Genomic DNA, 20,860 nt, shown 5'->3' on the forward strand with positions numbered 1-20,860 from the left:
GATGTGGCTCCCGACAGGTCTTTGCCGTGATCATCAACGCCGTTTATACGAGGGCTATACGGCCGCTCACGAGGCTGGCCGTCGATAAGCCGGATGACTCTTCTCGGAGGCCCGACGGTGTTGCGCGAACGGCGGCAGGGCGCCGCATTACCCACCCTCATCTCGCTTGCTCTGTTATCCAGTCTGGTCACCTCCGTGCCGGCGAAGGCGGTCGCCCCGCCCGTCCAGGCCCCCGTGAGCGCCGCGGCGGTGAAGTGCCCCGAGGAGATGCCCACCGAGATCGCCGCGCGGCTGGCCGCCCAGGTCTGCGGCGCGCGGGTCAGGGCCGCCGCGATGACCACGGAGAACGACGAGTACTTCGTGAACCCCGACGGCACGCTCACCGTGGAGCACCGCTACCGCCCGGTCAGGATCAAGCGGGACGACCGCTGGGTGCCGGCCGACGCGACGCTGGTGGTGGCCGACGACGGCACGGTCGTGCCGAAGGCCGCCTCGGTCTCCTACGGCTTCTCCGGCGGCGGCGACGGGCCCCTGGTGCGCGCGGCCCGCGAGGGCGTGGAGTTCGCCCTCGGCTCGCCGCTCGGGAAGCTGCCCAAACCGGTGCTCTCCGGTACGACCGCGACCTACCCGGAGGTGCTGCCCGGCGTCGACCTGGTGCTCACCGCCGACGTCGACGGCTTCGCCCAGAAGCTGATGGTGAAGAACCGGCAGGCGGCCGCCGACCCGAGGCTGAAGTCGCTCACCTTCGGCACCGAGATCGAGAAGGGCACGCTGAAGGCCGACAAGCACGGCAACCTCACCGTCGTCGGCAGGAAGGACGAACCGGTCTTCGCCGCCGTCGCCACCGAGATGTGGGACGCCGCCGCCGAGAAGGCCCCGGCCGCCGCGGCCAGGACGGGGGCGTCCAACCCGGGCAAACGGGCCACGATGGGCGTCAAGGTGGGCCGCGACGCGGTCACCGTCACCCCCGACGCGGCGCTGCTGGCCGACCCGGCCACCGTCTTCCCGGTGACGATCGACCCGAGCTTCACCGCCGCCAAGTCGGCCTGGACGTACGTCGACTCGCGCTACCCGACCAGCACGTACTGGAACAGCTCGAACGACGCCACGGCGGGCACCGCCGAGTCGGGCGCGTTCAAGCGGCGCTCGTTCTTCACCATGAACCTGTCGGGCATGGGCACCCGCAAGCAGATCGTGGCCGCCACGTTCAACATCTACGAGCACTGGGCCTGGTCGTGCACGCCCAGGAACGTCGAACTGCACCGCACCGCCGCGGTGTCGTCGTCGACCAACTGGAACAACCAGCCCGCCTCGAACCTGTCGATCGGCGCCAAGAGCGTCGCGCACGGCTGGTCGTCGAGCGGCCAGGGCGGGCCGTCGAGCTGCCCGTCGGCGTGGGTCGGCTGGAACGTGGCCTCGGCCCTCCAGGGGATCATGGACGCGGGCGGCACCTCGGTGACGTTCATGGTCAAGGCGTCCAGCGAGACCGACAACACCTACTGGAAGCGGTTCGCCAACAACCCGAACATCTCCATCACCTACAACTCGGTCCCGGGCACGCCCGGCTCCCTCGCAGTGGCCCCCTGCTCGACCTGCTCCAGCCCGGCGCTGGTCGGGGCGGCGCAGCCGAACCTGTCGGCGAAGGTCTCCGACGCCGACGGCACGGCGCAGCGGGCCGACTTCGAGGTCTGGAACGCCGCCAAGGCCACCAAGATCACCGGCGGCTCGGTGTCGGGCGTCGCCAACAACGGCACCGCCACCTGGCGGGTCGCCACCCCGCTCGCCAACACCTCCTACAACTGGCGGGTGCGCACCTACGACGGCACCGCCTACGGCGCCTGGTCGTCGTGGTTCGCCTTCACCGTCGACGCCGCCGCGCCCGACGCGCCCGAGGTGAGCTCGGCCGACTACCCGGCCGACGCGTGGTCGAAGGGCGCCGGCCAGGCCGGGACGTTCACCATCACGCCGGCGGGCTCCGACGTGTCGGCCGTGCTCTGGTCGTTCGACGGCGGCGCGCAGCAGTCGGCCGCCAGCAGCGGCGGCGCGCACACGGTGACCTGGACACCCGCCGCCGACGGGCCGCACACCCTGCGGGCCTGGGTGAAGGACAAGGCCGGCAACCTGTCGGAACCCGCCCAGTACGACTTCGGCGTGGGCCGCTTCGCGGTGACCTCGCCGCAGGACGCGAGCTCCACGGCCCGGCGGACCGTGCTGGCCGCGGCCGGCAGCGCCGGCGTCACCGCCGTCAGCTTCTCCTACCGGCGCGGCGAGGCCGACGACTGGCACCAGGTCCCGGCCGCCGACGTGCGCCGCCGCTCCGACGGCGCGGCGATCACCTGGCCGGTGGCGATGGCCGCGGGCGTCTCGCCCGACCTGGTCTGGGACGTCACCCGCACGCTGGCCGAAGACGGCGCGATCGAGATCCGCGCCGAGTTCACCACCTCGGGCGGCACCGCCGCCTCCCCGAAGGTGGACCTGACCGTCGACCGCGACGCCGAGGGCGCGACCACCGGCCCGATCGGCCCCGGCACCGTCAACCTGCTCAACGGCGACTTCCGGATGACCGCCACCGACGCCAGCATGTTCGGCGTCGGCCTGATGCGCTCCTTCTCCTCCCGCGACCCGCGCAAGGGCTCCTCCCTGCCGGGCGTGGCCCCCATCTTCGGCGCCGAGTGGACGCCGAACGGCCTGGCCCAGTCGGGCGACGGCACCTTCACCGAGCTGCACGCCACCTCCGCCACCTCGGTGGAGATCACCGGCGACGGCTCCTCGGTCGCGTTCACGAAGAACGCCGACGGCTCCTGGACGCCGCAGTCGGACGCCGGGAACCTGAAGCTCACCTACGACGCGGGCGCCGACCGCTACACCCTGACCGACTCGACCACCGCGGGCAGCACCGTGTTCGCCAAGGTCAACGACGCCTACCTGGTGCGGGCGGTCTACCCGGCCGGCGGCAAGGGCGGCACCGTCTTCGTCTGGGAGCCGGTGACCGCCGCCGACGGCACCCGGCTCGCCCGGCCCACCCGGATCATCGCCCCGGCCTGGTCGGTCGGCTCGGCCGCCGACTGCGACGTCGCCACTCTGGCCGCGCTGCCCGAGGGCTGCCGCCTGATCGTGGTCACGTACGCCACCACGACGACCGCCGGGGCGCAGCTCGGCGACGTCGCCGGGCAGGTCAAGCTGATCAGCCTGTGGGAGGGCGGCGCCGCCGACCCGCAGCACCTGTCCGAATACCGCTACGACGACCTCGGCCGGCTCCGCGAGCGCTGGGACCCGGCCACCCCGGCCGTGAAGACCCGCTACGACTACGACCTCGCCGGCCGCGTCAACCGCTTCACCCCGCCCGGCGAGCTGCCGTGGACGCTCACCTACGGCCGCGCCGGGAACGCCGACACCGCCGCCGACGGCATGCTGCTGGCCGCCTCCCGGCCGACCCTGCGCCCCGGCACCCTGAACGAGACCAACGGCACCGCCGTCACCTCGGTCGTGTACGACGTGCCGACCAGCGGCAGCGGCGCGCCCTACAACCTCTCGCCGGCCGCCACCCTGACGTGGGGCCAGACCGACCCGCCGTCGGACGCCACCGCGGTCTTCCCGCCCGACCAGGTGCCCGCCAACCACACCGGGCGCGGCGGGCTGGCCGGGTCGGACTACGGCCGGGCCACCGTCACCTACCTGAACGCCAACGGCGCGACCGTCAACCGGGCCGAGCCCGGCGGCGGCCTGTCGGCCAGCCAGTACGACGCCCAGGGCAACACCGTGCTCAACCTGTCGGCGGGCAACCGGGCGCTGGCCTTCGGCCAGGGGCCGGGCGCGGCCGAGGAGCTGACCCGCCTGGGCCTGATCAACAGCTCGACCGCCGAACGGGCCCGGCTGCTGTCGGAGGAGACCGTCTACTCCGCCGACGGGCAGCGCATGCTCGGCGAGTTCGGCCCGCTGCACCTGGTGCGGCTGAACGGCGTCCCGACGCCCGCCCGCAAGCACCAGGTCAACACCTTCGACGAGGGCCGGCCCGACGACGCCAAGGTGTCGGGCCTGGTCACCACCACCGCCGTCGGGGCCTGGACGCCGGGCGGCGGCGCGGACGCCGACGTGCGCCTCAGCCGCACCTCCTACGACTGGGCCACCGGCAAGGTCGTCAGGTCGGTGACCGACCCGGGCGGCCTGGCCGTCACCCGGACCACCGGCTACGACGCCGACGGCCGGGTCGTCAGCGCCACCATGCCCAGGTCGTCGGGCGACGACGCCGGCACCACGACCAGCGCCTACTACACCGCCGACGGCTCCGGCGAGTGCGGCGGCAGGCCCGAATGGGCCGGGCTGCTCTGCCGGACCAAGGCCAAGCAGGCCGTGTCGGGCGGCGGGTCCAACCCGTCCGAGCTGGTCACCAAGGTGTACTCCTACGAGGAGGGCGGCCGGGTCGCCTCGGTCGCCGAGACCGCCAACGGCGTCACCCGCACCACCGCCACCACCTACGACAGCGCCGGCCAGGTGCTGACCACCACGGTCACCGGCGGCCTCGGCGCGGCCGTGCCCGCCGTCACCAACACCTACGACGCCGCCGGCCGGCTGACCAGGACGACCGCCTCCACGGGCGGGTCGATCACCCGCGAGTTCGACGTCCTGGGCCGCCAGACCTCCTACACCGACGCCGACGGCGGCGTCACCCGGGTCGAGTACGACGCGCTCGACCGGGTCGTCAGGAAGACCGACGGCGCCCCGTCCACGATGACCTACGAGTACGACCTCGACGCCGACCCGCGCGGCCTGCTCACCGCGATGACCGACTCGGTCGCCGGGCGCTTCACCGCGACCTACGACGCCGAGGGCGGCATCGTCGCCGAGCAGCTGCCCGGCGGGGTGGCCTACACGGTGAGCAAGGACCCGACCGGCGCGCCGACCCGGCGCGTCTACCAGAACGCCGCCGGGGTGAAGCTGCTCGACGACGCGGTCGCCTGGTCGATCCACGGCCAGCAGGTCGTCCGCACCGGCCTGTCGGCGCAGCTCGTCGGCTACGACAGGATCGGGCGCATCGCCTCCGTCGACGACACCGTGGGCGGCGTCTGCACCCGGCGCGCCTACGGCTACGACGCCAACTCCAACCGCACCTCGCTGACCAGCGGCGGCTGCGACGGAAGCGGCGTCACCACCCGCACCCACGCCTACGACACCGGCGACCGGCTGGTCGACGAGGGCTACGTGTACGACGCCTTCGGCCGCACCACCGCCACCCCCGACGGGCTGGCCGTCGACTACTACGCGACCGACCTGGTCAAGACGATGACCTCGGGGGACGCGCGGCAGTCGTACACGCTGGACCCCCAGCTCCGCCGCAACAGCACCCTGACGGAGGCGCGGACCGGCGGGACGTGGGCCGCCGCGGCCCGGCGGGTCGAGCACTTCGACGCCGACGACGACACCCCCGCCTGGGTGGTGGAGGACGTCGCCACCGGGCGGGTCTCCCGGAACGTGCACTCGGTGTCGGGCGGCCTGGCGGCGATCACCTCCGCCACCGGCGAGGTCCGGCTCCAGCTCACCAACCTGCACGACGACATCAACGTCGTGCTCGACCTGACCACCGGGGTGCCGCTCGCGCTCGACTTCGACGAGTTCGGCAACCCGCGTCCCGGCCAGCCGGCGGGCCGCTACGGCTGGCACGGCGCGGCCGAGCGGGTCACCGACACCCCCGACGGCACGATCCTCATGGGCGTGCGGCTCTACCAGCCGAAACTCGGCCGGTTCCTGCAGACCGACCCGGTCGAGGGGGGCAGCGCCAACGCCTACGACTACGCCGCCCAGGCGCCGACGTCCAACGCCGACCTCGACGGCCGCAAGTGGTACTGGTGCCGCACGTTCTCGCACTTCGCCTTCAACCACTGCGGCGTCACCCGCGCCTGGTACCACGGCAGCTGGCGCACGGTGCGCTGGGTGAAGACCCCGCGGGGCTGGTGGGTGCGCGGCGTGCTGTACGACTACTGCACCAGCAGCCCCGACCGCCCGCTGGGCTTCGACTTCCGGCAGGCGTGCATGATGCACGACTACGGATACGCCCTGCGGCGGATGGGCTACATCTCCAGCAAGTACCAGGCCGACAGCATCTTCTACCACGTGCTCTACAACGGGGTCTGCCCCGCGTACGCCTGGTACCGGCGCGGCCTGTGCCGCAACCTCGCCACCAACTACTACCTGGCCGTCTACTACTTCGGCCGGGTCTGACGACCCGGTGACACCGCCGGCGGGGGCCGTCCCACGGTCCCCGCCGGCGTCTTTCTGACCCACGGGTTGACGCTGGTGACTCCATCGTGCACATTTGAGCGGCTTTGATCGTTTTCATCGCCGTTTCACTGGAGCCTGATTGGAATTCGCCGTCCTGGGGCCGCTCCGCGTGTCGGACGACGCCGGGGTGCTGGCGCTGAGCGCCGGCAAACAGTGCGTCATGCTCGCCGAACTGGTCTGCCGCGCCAACCGGCCGGTGTCCGCCGACACCCTGGTCGAAGCGCTCTGGGGGCACCGTCCGCCCCGAACCGCCGCCGACAACCTGCGGCTGTACGCCCACCAGCTGCGCCGCGTGCTCGGTCAGGACCGGGTCACCCGCACCGGCCACGGCTGGATGCTCACCGTCCACCCGGGGGAGCTCGACGCCGAGGTGTTCGAGACCCTGGCCGAGCAGGGGCGCGCCCTCCTGGCCGCCGGCGACCACGAACGGGCCTCCGGGGTGCTCGCGCGGGCGCTGGAGTTGTGGCGCGGCCCCGTCTACGACGGCCTCAACGTCACCGACGGGCTGCGCGACCACGCCCGCCGCCTGGAGGAGGAGCGCCTCGGCGCGCTGGAGAACCGGGTCGACGCCGACCTCGCGCGCGGCCTGTCGGCGGCGCTGGTGCCGGAGCTGACCGCGCTCGTCGACGAGCAGCCGCTCCGCGAGCACCCGCGCGCCCAGCTCATGACGGCCCTGGCCAGGTCGGGGCGGCAGGCCGAAGCGCTGGCCGTCTTCCACGACGCGCGCCGGGTGTTCGCCACCGAACTCGGCCTCGACCCCGGCGACGAACTGCGCGACCTCCACCAGGCGATCCTCACCGGCACCCTCCCCGACGACCCGGTCCCGCCGCCCCCGCCGCCGAGGGAGGCCACGCCCGCCCAGCTCCCCGCCGACATCTCCGACTTCACCGGCCGCGACGACCAGCTCGACCGGATCACCGCCCTGCTGGGCGGCCCGCCGCCCGCCGGGCCGGGGCACGTCCGGGTGTGCGTGATCGCCGGCATGGGCGGGGTCGGCAAGACGACCCTGGCCGTGCACGCCGCCCACCGCCTCGCCCGCGACTACCCCGACGGCCAGCTCCACGTGAACCTGCACGGCGTCGAGCCGTCGCCCGCCGACCCCGGGCAGGTGCTGGCCTCCTTCCTGACCGCGCTCGGCGTGCCCCGGACCGCGATGCCGGAGACCACCGAGGAACGCGCCGCCTACTTCCGCAGCCAGGTCGCCGACCGCCGCATGCTGATCGTGCTCGACAACGCCGCCTCCGAACGTCAGGTGCGCCCGCTGCTGCCCGGCTCGTCGGGCTGCGCCGTCGTCGTCACCAGCCGCACCCGGCTGACCGGCCTGTCGGGGGCGACCCTCATCGAGTTGTCGGTGCTGCTGCCCGCCCAGGCGGTGCAGCTGCTGTCGCGGATCGCCGGGGCGGGGCGGGTGGCCGCCGAACCCGAGGCCGCCGCCGAGATCGCCCGCCTGTCCGACCGCATCCCGCTGGCGGTCAGGGTCGCCGGGGCGCGCCTCGCGGTGCGCCCCAACTGGCCGCTCAAACGGCTCGCGGGCCAGCTCACCGACGAGCGGCGGCGGCTCGACCAGTTCGCCACCGGCGACCTGGCCGTACGGGCCAGCCTGGCGCTCAGCTACCTCGGCCTCGACCCGCTCACCCGCCGGGCCTTCCGCCTGCTCGGCGCCCTGGACGCCCCCGACTTCGCCGCCTGGACCGCCGCCGCCCTGCTCGACCTGCCGCTGGCGGCCGGCGAGGAGCTCGTCGAGTCCCTGGTCGACCGCCAGCTGCTGCTCATCAGCGGCGCCGACGCGGCCGGCCAGTCCCGCTACCGCTTCCACGACCTGGTGCGCCTGTACGCCCGCGAGTGCGGCGACCTGGAGGACGACGCCGCCGCCGTGCGGGCCGCGCTGGCCCGCGCCTTCGGCGGCTGGCTGGCCCTGGCCGAACACGCCACCGAGCGGGTGCACGGCACCTCGCTGGCCATCATCCACGGCGACGCCCCCCGCTGGCGGCCGCCCGGAGAGGCGCCCGGGGAGTCGTGGGAGCCGCTGGCCGGCCACGACCCGCTCGCCTGGTTCGACGGCGAACGGGCCGCCCTGGTCGCCTCGGTCCGGCAGGCGTGCGGGCTGGGCCTGGTCGCCCTCGCCTGGGACACCGCCTGCTCGCTGGAGCGCTACCTCGACGTGCGCGGCCGGTTCGACGACTGGCGCACGATGCACGAACCGCTGCTGGACGCGTGCCGGGAGGCCGGCGACCGGCTCGGCGAGGCGACCGTGCTGCGCGGCCTCATCTCGGCGACGAGCTGGATGGACAACGAGGCCATGGCCGCCCACTACGACGGCGCCGGGCAGCTCATCGCCCTGTTCACCGAGGTCGGCGAGGACCGCGGGCTGGCCGACGCCTACGTGATGCGGGCCTGGGGCCAGGCCGCCCGGGGGGCCCTGGCCCTGGGCCTGGAATCGGGCCGGACCGCGCTGCGCCTGGCCGAGGGGGCCGGCCACCTGAGCGGCCAGGCCCGCGCCCACGTCTGCATGGCCGTGACGTACGGGCTGTCCGACCTCGACAGGGCGATCGTCCACCTGCACCAGGGCCTGGAGCTGGCCGAGCGGGTGGGCAACGCCCGCTTCGAGGCGACCGCTCTCCAGTTCCTCGGCCTGGCCCACGCCCACCTGCGCCAGTACGAACCCGGCATGGCCCACCTGAGCCGCGCCATGGCCGGCCGCCGTTTCGGCGACGCCCTGGTCGACGCCACCGGCATGGTCGCCCTGGCCCGCCTCTACGCGGTGGCCGGCGACCCGAGGGCGCGCGGCGCGGCCGAGGCCGCCGAGGAGCTGTGCCGCAACCACCGGCTGGCCCACCACCGCGCCGACGCGTTGTGGGTGCTCGGCGAGGTCGACCTGGCCGAGGGCCTGGTCGACGACGCCGTCGCCCATCTGGAGGAGTCGGTGCGCCTGTGGCGGGTGCGCGGCTGGCAGGCGTTCATCGCCGCCGCCCTGGCCAGCCTCGCCGAGGCGTACACGGCGGCCGGGCGGACCGAGGAGGCGGCACGCGCCCGCGAGGAGGCCGAGACGCTGAAGCAGAAGGGCCGGGAGCAGATCGGCCTGCCGGGCTGACCGTCAGAACCGGGGGTCGTTGCCCGCCCTGGTGCTGACCTTTAGCTTCAGCGCGCGGGCCACCTCACCCCACGACACGTAGGAGAAGTTGGTCGCGTCGCGCTCTTCGTCCACGTTCGCGCCGGTGTCGGGCTCGTCGTGGGTGACCAGGAGGCCCTGGGTGTACTTGCCGACCGGGCGGTTGGTCACCGTGAGGCCGTCGGAGCCGTTGACGTCGTCCACGCCCTTGACGCCCTTGACCCGGAAGGTGCCCAGGGACTTGTTCGCGCCCTGGCGGTCGTAGACGGTGAAGGTGTCGTCGCCCTGGCTGGAGACGATGACGTAGCCGGTCGCGCCGCCCGCGTAGTAGACGTCGACGCCCTCCGCGTCGGCGGTCAGGTGGTCGCCGCCGAAGCCCGAGGCGTTCGGGTCGACCGGGGCGCACTCCTCGGTCTCCTCGTCGTAGACGTCCTCGACGCCGAAGTCCCTGACCTTGTCGACGAGCGTCGGCTGCTTCGTGCCGAGCGGCAGCGGCACCCGCCACAGGCCGACGTCCTCCTGGGCGGCGTACAACACCCCCGAACGCTGGTCGACGGCCAGGCCCTCGAAGTGGGGCAGCACCCCGGGCTCCTCGCAGGGCTTCCAGGTCGTCCCGTCCGGGAGGGGGAACTCCGACGGCATGGTCAGCCGCTCGACCGAGGAGTAGCCGAGGCGGCCGTCCTTCTCCACGATCCGGGCGGTCGCCAGGGTCGTCGCGCCCTCCTGGGTGACGACCGCGTAGGCCGTGCCCGGCGTGGGCTGCCAGACGGCGAGGCCGTAGGCGGTGTGCTCCTCGCCGACCGTCTTCCGGTCGGGGCTGAACAGGAACCTCTGGTCGGGCGCGGTCACCTCGCGCAGCGGCTTCGCCGCCGACGGGTCGATGGCGAAGAAGCGGATCTGGTCGTTGTAGCGGTCGGAGACGACCGCCACGTCGACCTTCCGGCCGCCGAGCCGCAGGCCGTAGGCGATGTCGACGTTGTTGTAGCGGCCCTCGACGCCGTCGCGCCGCGGGGCCTTCGCCGCCTTCAGCGACTGGATCTCGCGCGACTTCAGGTCGTAGACGCGCAGGCCGCCCTCCTTGGCGGTCACGATCACGATCGACTTGCGGGAGTCGTGCGGGTCGACCCAGATGGCCGGGTCGTCGCCGGAGGCGTCGCCGCCCCGGTCGTCGTCGTAGAGGACCGGGGTCTCGTTGTCGGTCGTCACGACCGCGGGGCCCTCCGCCGAGGCGGGGGCGGCGGACAGCAGGACGGTGGAGAGGAGGCCGATCGCGAGCGCGGCCCTGGAGGTGCTGATCACGTGTGCGAGGCTGCCCGAGCAATCTGACCGGCAGGTTAACGCTGCGGTGCCGCCAGGAGCCGGAGCATCTCCTGGATCTGCGCGCCGCGCGACTCCTCGATGCGCTTGGCCAGGTCCTTCGTCGAGGTGTCCAGGCCCGTCTTCACCTCGGTGCGGGCCATGTCGACGGCGTTGTGCTGGTGGCCGGCGAGCAGGTTCAGGAAGTTCACGTCGAACTGGCCGGCCGGGGCCTTCTCCAGCGACAGGATGTCGGACGGGCGGGTCTCGTGCAGGCCGCCGTGGGCGTCGTGGGAGCCGGGCGGCGCCTCCATCGGCTGCTCCCACCGGGTCAGCCGCGATGTCATGGTCTTCGCCTCGTCCGACTGGGTGGCCCGGATCGCCGACGCCAGGGCCCGCACCTCGGGGCGCGCGGCGCGCTCCTCGGCGATCGCCGCCATCTGGATGCCCTGCTCGTGGTGCGGGATCATCATCTGCAGGAACATCACGTCGGCGGCGTTGAACGCGGGCTCGGCCGGGGCGGAACATCCGGCCACGAGGGCGAGGACGATTGCCAGACGCTTCATGGCTCCCTCATTGTTGGTCGGAGCCGGCACGGCGCGCGGACTGCGCCGTGCCGGCGGCTTTCAGGTGACAGGACGCGTCACTACACGCGGGACCAGAGCGCGGGCACGTTCGGCGGCTCCCAGCCGGCGAGCGAGGTGTGCGCCTGGAGGCAGCGGTAGGTGGCGCCGCCGTAGGTCACGGTCGACCCGGTGGCGTAGTAGGTGCCGGTACGCCAGGTGCCACCCGCCGGGGGCGGGGTGACGGTGGGCGTGGGCGACGGCGGACGGGGGGTCACGGTCGGCGTCGGGGTGGGCTGCGGGTTGCCGCCGCCACCGCCGATCTGGAGGTCGACGCAGCTGTAGAAGGCCATCGGGGTGTCGGCGATGTTCCAGATGGCCAGCAGGCGCTGACGGCCGGAGAAGCCGCCGAGGTTCACGTTGTGGGAGACCGTCGCACCCGGCTGGCGTCCGCCGTCGTTGAAGACGGCGACCCGGGTGTTGCCGATGTAGTACTCCCACGTGCTGGTCGCGTGGCGGGCGGTCAGGATCCAGTTGAACGTCACGTTCTGCCCGACCGACGTCGCCGGCCAGGGCTTGCTCTCGTCGCTCAGCTGGGCGAACTGCGAGAGACCTCCGTGACAGTTGCGCTGGCCCTTGGCGCCCTCGACCGACTGCGGCTCGTAGATGATCGGACCGCAGTTGGCCACCCGGCCCTGGGCGCAGTTCGCCTGCCGGCTCGGCGGCGAGGAGATGTAGCCGTGGGCCTGGGCGGGACCGGTGAGCACGACCAGAGTCGACGCCACGGCCGCCAAGGCCGTGACGATCGACAAGATCGTTTTTCTCATGTGAAGCACTCCTTCCTGGGGGGCTTCCGAGCAATGTAAAAGAAAGTTTCCTAAGAGTAAATGGTGTGCAGAGTCTCCTGTCAGGGCCTTGGTCAACTTCTCCGTTTAGTTGTCGGTACACCCAGATACGGTGCCTTGGACGCTCGCGTTCAAGGAGGTTTCCGATGGTCGGAGTCGACGACGTACGCCGGGTCGCGCTGGCCCTGCCGCGCACCACCGAGCACCTGATCCGCGACCGGGTCAAGTTCCGGGTCGGGCGCATCGTCTACGTCGCCTTCTCGCGCGACGAGACCACGATGGGCTTCGGCTACCCGAAGGAGGAACGCGCCGCCCTGGTCGCGGCCGAGCCCGACGTCTTCTTCCTGCCGGGGCCGGTCGACCTGCGCTACCAGTGGGTGGAGTGCCGGCTCGACCGCCTCGACCCCGCGCGCATGCACGAGCTGGTCGTCGACGCCTGGCAGATGTGCGTCCCGAAGAAAGTGGCCCGCGAGCACCTGGGAGATCCCTCATGACCGTCCCCACCGGCACGATCGGCTTCGGCGCGATGCGGCTCGCCGACGCCGGCATCTGGCACGGCCCCGCCGACCGCCCGGCCGCCGTCGCGGTGCTGAGGAAGGCGGCCGAGCTCGGCGTGCCGCTGATCGACACCGCCGACGCCTACGCCCTCGGCGACAACGAGACCCTCATCGCCGAGGCGCTGCACCCCTACCCCGACGGCCTGATCGTGGCGACCAAGGCCGGGGAGGCCCGGCCCTCACCCGGCGAGTGGGTGCCCGTCGGGCACCCCGCCTACCTGCGCCAGCAGGCCGAGCTCAGCCTGCGGCGGCTGCGCACCGACCACATCCCGCTGTTCTACCTGCACCGCGTCGACCCGCTCGTCGCGCTCGACGACCAGCTCGGGGCGCTGGTCGAGCTGCGGGAGGCGGGCAAGATCGGGGCCATCGGCCTGTCGGAGGTGAGCGTCGAGCAGCTCGACGCCGCGCTGCGCGTCACCGACATCGCGGCGGTGCAGAACGCGTACAACGCCGCCGACCGCAGCCACGAGGCGATGGTCGAGCGGACCGCCGAGCTCGGCATCGCGTTCGTGCCCTTCTACCCGATCGCGTCCTCGCACCCCGGCGTGAAGGAGGTCGCCGCCGAGCTCGGCGCGACCACCTCGCAGGTGTCGCTGGCCTGGCTGCTCCGCCGCGCGCCGAACATGCTGCCCATCCCGGGCACCACCTCGCAGGTCCACCTCGCCGAGAACGTGCGCGCCGCCGAGCTGGTGCTCACCGACGAGCAGTACGACCGGATTCAGTCGCCCGCCGGAGGATAGAGGGTGGTCGCCGCCGTCAGCACGAAGTCGATCAGCCGGTCGGCGTACTCGGGCGCCTGGGCGCGCATGTCCTCGCGGAGCTCCTCCGGCGTGGCCAGCACGTGCTGCAGCACCGCGCCCAGCAGCGTGTCGAGGATCAGCGTGGGCGACGCCCCGGGGCCGAGCTCGCCCCGGGCGATGGCGCGGCGGATCATCTGCCGCGCCTCCAGCACCCGCGACTTCCTGATCACGCCCGTCACCGGGGAGAACAACTCGGGATACGCCCGCGCCTCGACGTGCAGCCGCAGCCCCGCCAGGCCGTAGGGGCCCAGGTAGTGCGCCAGCATCGAGCCGATGAGCTCGCGTAGGTCCTGGCGCAGGGTGCCGGTGTCGATGTCGAACGAGGGCACGACCAGCGCCGATTCGATCGCGTCGGCGATGAGCTTCTCGCGGCTGGGCCAGCGCCGGTAGAGCGCGGCCTTGCCGATGCCGGCCCGGCGGGCGACCGCGTCGAGCGTGAACTTCGCCCAGCCCAGCTCGGCGTACAGGGCCAGCGCGGCTCTGAGGGCCTTCCGGTCGACCTGGGCGTCGCGCGGACGGCCGGGTCCCGGAACGGGCATGCCGGGGTCGGTGCTCACAAGGTCAGCAGGCTAACCGCGCGGCCTGCGGCCGAACCCCGTTCGCGGGGGGCTGTCGCCGAGCAGTCGGGCCGGTGAGATGAACGGCGTTTCAGTCAAATTGACGATTCCGCTGGTCACCAGTGACGTCAGGGCGTGAGGCCCAGGTTGATACGTTGATGATGATATGAACGATCACCGCATCCCCGTCCTCGTCGGGGTAGGGCAGGTCTCCGAGCGCCTCGGCGACCCCGGCTACCGGGCCCGCTCACCCGTCGCCCTGGCCGCCGACGCCGCCGCCCTGGCGCTCGCCGGCGTCGACCCCCGCGAGCTCGACACGATCGCGGCCGTACGGCAGTTCGAGATCTCCGCCCCGCAGGCGGTGGCCCCGCTCGGCCGGTCGGACAACTTCCCCCGCTCCGTCGCCCGCCGCGTCGGCGCCGACCCCGCCCGCGCGATCCTCGACGTGGTGGGCGGCCAGTCGCCGCAGCGCCTGGTGACCGAACTGGCCGCCGCGATCGCGGCGGGGGAGTCGTCGGCCGCCCTGGTCGTCGGCGCGGAGGCCATCTCGACCGTCGCCCACCTGATCGCCCGCCCCGACCGGCCCGACTTCACCGAACACGAGCCGGGCAGTCTGGAGGACCGGGGCCACGGCCTCGACGGCCTCTTCGACCCGGAACTGGCCCGCCACGGCCTGACCGGTGCCCCCGCCCAGTACGCCCTGTTCGAGAACGCCCGCCGCGCCCGCCTCGGCCAGACCCGCGAGGTGTACGCCCACGGCATGGGCGCCCTGTTCGCCCCCTTCACCCGGGTCGCCGCCGCCAACCCGCACGCCGCCGCCCCCACCGAACGCACCGCGGCGGAACTGGTCACGGTCTCGGACCGGAACCGGCTGATCGCCGACCCCTACCCGCGGTACGTGGTGGCCAGGGAGAAGGTGAACCAGGGCGCGGCCGTCCTGCTGACGTCGGTGGCGACCGCCCGCCGCCTGGGCATCCCGTCAGGCCGGTGGGTGTACGTCCACGGCCACGCCGACGTCCGCGAACAGGACGTCCTGGCCCGCCCCGACCTCAGCCGCAGCCCCGCCGCCGTGCTCGCCGTGACCGACGCCCTCGCCCAGGCGGGCGCGACCCCCGCCGACGTCGCCGCCGCCGACCTCTACAGCTGCTTCCCGATCGCCGTCACCAACGTCACCGACAGCGTCCCGCTGACCTGCCCGCTGACCCTGACCGGCGGCCTGCCGTTCTTCGGCGGCCCCGGCAACGCCTACTCCCTGCACGCCGTCGCCGAAGCGGTGGCCTTCTGCCGCGCCCACCCCGGCGACCTGGCCCTGGTCGGCGCCAACGGCGGCCTGCTGAGCAAATACTCCACCGCCCTGTACGCCACCACCCCCGCCCCGTGGCGCGAGCAGTCGAACCTGCAGAGCCAGGTAGACGCCTGGCCGAAGGTCGCCACGACCACCGAACCCGAGGGGGAGGCGATGATCGAGACGTACACGATCAGACAGAGCCGAGACGGCCGCCGGACGGGCATCGTGGTAGCCCGCCTGACCGACGGCCGCCGCTTCGTCGCCACCGCCGACCCGGCGTCACTGACGGTGGGGGAACCGATCGGCACCCGCGTGGTCGCCCACACGTCGAGGGAGGGCAACCGCGTGACCGCTCTTTAGCCGAGGCTCATGTGTGTGGGCAGTGTGTCCTGGTGACTGCTGTCTAGCCGGTGCTCGTGCGGCATGGGACCGCGTCGGGTCGGTCACCTATGCGGGCGCGTCAGGTGAGGGCTGCGGTGAGGTCGGCGCGGTTCGATACGCCCAGTTTCCGGTAGACGTTGGACAGGTGCACTTCGACCGCCTTCGGGGTGACGAACAGGGTCTGGGCGATCTCGCGGTTGCCCGCCCCCTCCCCGGCGAGGGCCGCGACGCGGCGTTCGCTCGGGGTCAGGCTTGCGGCGCCCGTCTCGGTCAGCGGTCTCGGCTGGGCGCCCAGGGCGCGGAGTTTCGCCGTCGCCTCGTCCACCAGTGGTCCCGCGCCGCACCGGAACGCCAGTTCGCGGCCGCGTGAGACCATCGCGGCCGAGTCGCCGAGCGCGACCAGCGTCTTCGCGTGTTCCAGCCGGGCCGGTGACAGGGCCAGCACCTCGGACGACTCCTCCAGCAGCGCCCGCGAGCCGGTCACCGTGCCGGCCACCCGCAGCGCCCGGCCGAGCGCAGGGGCCGAGCCCCACGTCCGGGCCAGCGCGAGTTCTTCGCGGGCGTAGTCGGCGGCCAGGTCGCGGCGGCCCTGGCCGCACAGCGCGAGCGCGGCTTCCGAACGCCACGGCACGACGGCGGGGTTGCGGCCGCCGAAGGCGGCGTACCCGGCGCCGGCCTTCACTGCGGCGGCGCGGGCTTCGGCGAAGCGGCCGCGGGCCCGGTGGATGCGGGCGCGGGCGAACTCCAGGTGGTGGGGCGGGCCCGAGCGCGGCGCGGACGCGATCTCGCGGAAGCAGTCGAGCACGGCGGCGGCCTCCTCGGGGCCGCGCCGCTCCAGGACCGCTTCGGCCAGCCAGCCGACGCTCTGGCCGACGGTCACCTCGCTGTGGGTGAGCCGGGCGGTCCGGATGCTCTCCCGCAGGTCGTTCTCGGCCTCGGCCAGGTCGCCGCGCAGCAGCCAGCAGCCGCCCCTGATGTGGGTGTGCAGGCCGAGCAGCGCCAGCGACCCTTGCGCCAGCGACGTCTCCACCGCAGCCGTCGCCCCGGCCAGGCCCTCGTCGAGGTCGCCGAACGGCAGCACGCTGTAGGACGGCGCGAGCGAGCGGCCCCGGATCTCGGGGGAGTCGTGCGGGTCGGCGGGGTCGACCGGCCGTGCCGCCAGGCTCGCGACGGCCCGGCGGGCCAGGCCGAGGCCGCGTGGGTCGCCGGTGTGCAGGTCGTAGACGGCCAGGGTGCCGTCGAGGCTGGCGGCGGCGACGGTGCCGGTGCGGGGGAGGGCGTGCAGGCGGTCGACCTCCTCGGGGGTGAGGGGCGGCGCCGCGCCGGTCGACGGCCCGGCGACGACGATGGTCTCCAGGCGGCGGCACAGGTCGTCAAGGCCGGGAGGCAGCGTGCCGAGCAGGCCGGTGGCGAGTTCGGTCGCCTCGGCGCCGCGGCCGGCGTACACGAGAGACAGGCCGGTCAGCACCGTTAGCCTGACCCGGGTCGCGAGGTCGGGCTCCATCGCCAGCGCGCCCGACAGGTGGCCGACGGCGAGGTCGTGGTCGAAGCGCAGCGCCGCCAGGCCCGCCTCGATCTCCAGCTCGACGCGCTCGGGGCCGGGCGGCAGCGCGGTCAGGGCGTGCCGGAGATATTCGTGCGCCGCCTGCGGCGCGCCCCGCGACAGGGCGTCGGCACCCGCCTCCCGGAGCGGGCCGCTCATCGTGGCGGCGTCGACCGGGGTGACCCGCAGCAGGTGGGCGGCCACCTTCTCGGCGCCGGCCCCGGCCGCGCGCAGGCACGCGGCCGCGCGGGCGTGCGCCTCGGCGGCCCGGCCGTGCTCCATTCGCTCGTGGACGGCCGCGCCCACCAGCGGGTGGACGAACTCGTAGCCGCGCGGCCCCGAGCAGACAAGATCGGCGCGTTCCAGCGCCGCGACCGCCCCTTCGACCTCAAAAACGGGCGCGCCGGTCAGCGCGGCCAGGTTCGCGGTCGTCGCGTGCGGCCCGAGCACCGCCACCGCCTCGGCCACCCGCACGTGCCCCTCGGGCAGCGCCGCCAGCTCCAGCCCGACCCGCCGGGTCAGCGCCCGCGCGCCCAGCTCCCGCAACCGCCCCGCGTTGGCCGCCGTCGGCGCGGTGCCGGTCGCGACCAGCGCCCGGGACGCCTCGCCGACCAGCAGCGGAACCCCGCCGGTCGCCTCGGCGCAGGCGCGGGCGAACGCCTCGTCGGGCGCCCGCCCGGTGACGCCGCCGAGCACCGCCGCCACCCCGCCGGGCGTCAGCGGCGGCAGCGGCACCCGCTCGGCCTCGGTGAGCACGACGTCGAGCAGCCCGCCGTCGGACTCCGGCCGCGACCCGGCGGCCACCAGCAGCGGCAGCCCGTCGACCCGCGGCAGCAGATAGGCCAGGAACCGCAACGACGCCTCGTCGGCCCAGTGCAGGTCATCGACGAGCAGGACCGTCGGCCCGTCCTCGCAGAGGTTCGCCACCAGCCAGAACAGCCCGTTCAGCACGGCATGGTCGCCCGGCGGCTCCCCGGCGACCCCGAGCACCGCCGACGCCGCGGCAGCGGGCCCGGCCAGCAGCCGCTCCCGGTCGGCGGCCCGCGCGACGACCGGTTCGAGCAACTGCCGCACCACCCCGAACGCGTAGGTGCGCTCCAGCCGCGACGCCCGCGCCGACACCACCCGGCACCCGTCGGCGGCGGCCCGGACCGCCGCGAGCAACCGGCTCTTGCCCGCCCCGGGCCCGCCGTCGACCACGACGAACCGCCCGGCCCCACGGGCCAGCGCACGAAGATGACCGTCGAACGCGGCCAACTGCCGCTCCCGCTCGACCAGAGGTGTCTCGATCACGCGGGCATGGTCTCCGAACAGAGGCCTGCCGTCTATGGACGATTTCACGCTCGATCAAACCGGGCGCATGTCCGCTCGACGGCCGGGCGGATGCGCTGCTCGCCCGCTCGACCGCTCGCCCGCCGTGCCGCTCGCCCGCCGTGCCGGTGAGCCGCTCGCCCGCTGGGTCGCAGTCCCGATGTGCCGATCGGCCGCGGGGCTTATGACCGCTACACGTTCAGTCGGCGGGCCAGGCCGGTGTTCCTGGCCGTGCCCAGTTGGTGGACCGCCTGTTCGAGGGCGTCGCGGTGGCCCACCAGGACCACCCAGGACTTCGCCCTGGTCACCAGCGTGTAGAGCAGCCGCCTCCGCAGCATGACGCCGCCCGACTCGGCCACCAGGGGCGCGACCACGAACGGGTATTCGCTGCCCTGCGCGCGGTGAACGCTGATCGCGTAGGCGTGGGTGAGGTCGTCGAGTTCGTCGAAGCCGTAGTCGACCTCGCGCCCGTCGTCGACCCGGAGGGCGGCCGTGCGGCCGGGGAGGTCGATCGCGGTGATGGTGGCGGTTTCGCCGTTGAAGACGCCCTTGTCGTAGTTGTTGCGGACCGGCATGACCCGGTCGCCCACCCGGAACACCTCGGGACCCGACCAGAACTCGGCCACGCCGTCGCGGGCCGGGTTGCGGCGTTCCTGGAGCAGCCGTCCGATCTCGACCGTGCCGGTCACGCCGCGCCGCATGGGGCAGAGCACCTGCACCTGGTCGGGCGGCACCCCCTGCTTGCGGGGGATGCCCTCGGTCGCCAGCTCGACCACCCGTTCGGCGACGAGCTCGGGGTCGCCCGCCTCCTCGAACCAGAAGCCGCCGCGCCCCGGCAGGTCGGGCAGGTTCCCCGACCGGATCAGGTGGGCCGCCCGGACGATCCCGCTGCCCTCGGCCTGGCGGAACACGTGGGTCAGCCGCACCCGGGGCACACCCGGCACCTTCAGCACGTCGGCCAGCACGTTGCCCGGACCGATGCTGGGCAGCTGGTCGGTGTCGCCCACCAGCAGCAGGTGGCCGCCGTCGGGGATCGCGGCCGTCAGCCGGACCGCCAGGTGGAGGTCGAGCATCGACGCCTCGTCGACCACGACCAGGTCGGCCCCGGCGGGGAACTCGGCGAACAGGGTGGTGCCGTCGTCGTCGGGGGGCCGCAACATCCTGTGGACGGTCATCGCCGGCAGGCCGGTCAGCTCCGACAGCCGCTTGGCCGCCTTCCCGGTCGGCGCGGCCAGCGTCACCGTGCCGCCCATGGCGCGGACCGCCCGCGCGATCGAGCGCACGGTGTGGCTCTTGCCGCAGCCGGGGCCGCCGGTCAGCACCGTCACCTGGCAGGTCAGCGCGAGCGTCACGGCCGCCCGCTGGTCGTCGTGGAGGGAGGCGTCCTCGTCGTAGTGGCGCATCGGCATGCCCGACGTGGCCGACATGAGGCGCTGCAGGTGCCCGGCCAGCGCGACCTCGCGGCTGTGCAGCTCCTTGTCGTACACGACGACCCTGCCGGGTTGTTCCCCGGCCTCGACCACCACGCGGCGTTCGGCGGTCAGCGCGTCGACCATCGTGCGGACCAGCTCGGGATCCTGTTCGACCAGCTCGGCCGTCTGGGCGAGCAGGGCGGGCATCGGCAGGTAGCAGTGGCCGCCCCGCGCGGCGGCCGATTCGAGGCGGTCGAGGATCGCGGCCTTGATCCGCTGCGGGCTGCGTTCGGGCACGCCCGACCGCAGGGCGATGCGGTCGGCGACGTGGAACCCGACGCCGCGCACCCGCCCGATCAGCCGGTAGGGGTCGGTGGTGACGACCTCTTCGCTGTCGGAGCCGAACGCCTGGTAGATCTTGGCGGCCAGCAGCGGGGAGACCCCGAACCCCTGCAACGTCACCATGAGGGCGGCGACCGCCTTCTGGTCGAGCCACGCCTCGACGATCTGGGCCCGCCGTTGCGGGCCGATGTTGATCACCTCGGTCAGCCGGCCGGGCTCGGCGTCGATCACGGTCAGGGTGTCCGCGCCGAAGTGCCCGACGATCGCCGCCGCCAGCCGGGGGCCGATGCCCCTGATCAGCCCCGACCCCAGATAGGCCTGGATGGCCGGGATCGTCGCCGGGGTCACCCGCTCGCACGCCTCGGCCGCGAACCTGCGCCCGTGGCGGGGGTGGTCGGACCACGCCCCGGTCAGCCTCAGGGTCTCGCCGGGCTGCACGCCCGCCAGCACGCGACCGGCGGCGACGAAACCGCCGCCGCCGTCGCTCATCCGCGCGACCGTGTATTCGTCGTCGCGGACGAACACCAGCCGCTCGACCGTCGCCTCCACGGGCGCCACTCTAGGAGCACCCGGCGACAGT

At 73.7% G+C, this 20,860-nt stretch carries 11 protein-coding genes; 5 read left to right on the forward strand and 6 right to left on the reverse strand.

Annotated features, from left to right (window positions below):
• Nucleotides 1–93: 93 nt before the first annotated feature.
• Together AW274_RS18720 and AW274_RS18725 are read left to right on the forward strand one after the other, a co-directional pair.
• A complete protein-coding gene (locus AW274_RS18720; protein WP_157520412.1) occupies nt 94–6,216 on the forward strand; it encodes a phospholipase A2 in 6,123 nt (2,040 codons plus the stop codon).
• Between the two features lie 139 nt (nt 6,217–6,355).
• Complete coding sequence (locus AW274_RS18725; protein WP_062433755.1) at nt 6,356–9,367, forward strand: AfsR/SARP family transcriptional regulator; 3,012 nt, start codon at nt 6,356–6,358, stop codon at nt 9,365–9,367.
• 3 nt (nt 9,368–9,370) lie between these two features.
• Here AW274_RS18725 and AW274_RS18730 read toward each other — a convergent pair whose 3' ends face one another.
• From AW274_RS18730 to AW274_RS18740, 3 genes are all read right to left on the reverse strand, one after another.
• On the reverse strand, nt 9,371–10,684 hold the full coding sequence (locus AW274_RS18730) for a phytase (RefSeq protein WP_083974465.1): 1,314 nt from the start codon (nt 10,682–10,684) through the stop codon (nt 9,371–9,373).
• 35 nt (nt 10,685–10,719) lie between these two features.
• Nucleotides 10,720–11,247 carry a DUF305 domain-containing protein gene (locus AW274_RS18735; RefSeq protein ID WP_062433758.1) on the reverse strand — a complete coding sequence of 176 codons (528 nt, stop codon included), beginning with the start codon at nt 11,245–11,247 and terminating at the stop codon, nt 10,720–10,722.
• A gap of 80 nt (nt 11,248–11,327) precedes the next feature.
• A complete protein-coding gene (locus AW274_RS18740; protein WP_062433761.1) occupies nt 11,328–12,071 on the reverse strand; it encodes a lytic polysaccharide monooxygenase in 744 nt (247 codons plus the stop codon).
• A gap of 164 nt (nt 12,072–12,235) precedes the next feature.
• On the opposite strand from AW274_RS18740, the gene AW274_RS18745 reads away from it, so the two are divergent.
• Together AW274_RS18745 and AW274_RS18750 are read left to right on the forward strand one after the other, a co-directional pair.
• Nucleotides 12,236–12,583 (forward strand): MmcQ/YjbR family DNA-binding protein, encoded by a 348-nt coding sequence (locus AW274_RS18745; RefSeq protein WP_062433764.1) that lies wholly within the window; start codon nt 12,236–12,238, stop codon nt 12,581–12,583.
• Complete coding sequence (locus tag AW274_RS18750) at nt 12,580–13,386, forward strand: aldo/keto reductase (RefSeq protein WP_062433767.1); 807 nt, start codon at nt 12,580–12,582, stop codon at nt 13,384–13,386. Before AW274_RS18745 ends, AW274_RS18750 begins: the two co-directional genes overlap by 4 nt.
• On the opposite strand, the gene AW274_RS18755 is transcribed toward AW274_RS18750, so the two are convergent.
• Complete coding sequence (locus AW274_RS18755; RefSeq protein ID WP_062433769.1) at nt 13,365–14,003, reverse strand: TetR/AcrR family transcriptional regulator; 639 nt, start codon at nt 14,001–14,003, stop codon at nt 13,365–13,367. The two genes, AW274_RS18750 and AW274_RS18755, sit on opposite strands and share 22 nt — an antisense overlap.
• Before the next feature lie 166 nt (nt 14,004–14,169).
• Here AW274_RS18755 and AW274_RS18760 point away from each other — a divergent pair, with 166 nt between their 5' ends.
• The gene (locus AW274_RS18760; protein ID WP_062433771.1) at nt 14,170–15,651 is read left to right on the forward strand and encodes a TLP1 C-terminal extension domain-containing protein; all 1,482 of its coding nucleotides are present in this window, start codon (nt 14,170–14,172) and stop codon (nt 15,649–15,651) included.
• Nucleotides 15,652–15,751: 100 nt separating this feature from the next.
• On the opposite strand, the gene AW274_RS18765 is transcribed toward AW274_RS18760, so the two are convergent.
• On the reverse strand, nt 15,752–18,508 hold the full coding sequence (locus tag AW274_RS18765; RefSeq protein WP_062433773.1) for a helix-turn-helix transcriptional regulator: 2,757 nt from the start codon (nt 18,506–18,508) through the stop codon (nt 15,752–15,754).
• 209 nt (nt 18,509–18,717) lie between these two features.
• On the reverse strand, nt 18,718–20,829 hold the full coding sequence (recD2, locus tag AW274_RS18770) for an SF1B family DNA helicase RecD2 (RefSeq protein WP_062433775.1): 2,112 nt from the start codon (nt 20,827–20,829) through the stop codon (nt 18,718–18,720).
• Between the last annotated feature and the right edge of the window lie 31 nt (nt 20,830–20,860).

The sequence above is a fragment of the Herbidospora daliensis genome, from assembly GCF_001570585.1.
Lineage (GTDB): Bacteria > Actinomycetota > Actinomycetes > Streptosporangiales > Streptosporangiaceae > Herbidospora > Herbidospora daliensis.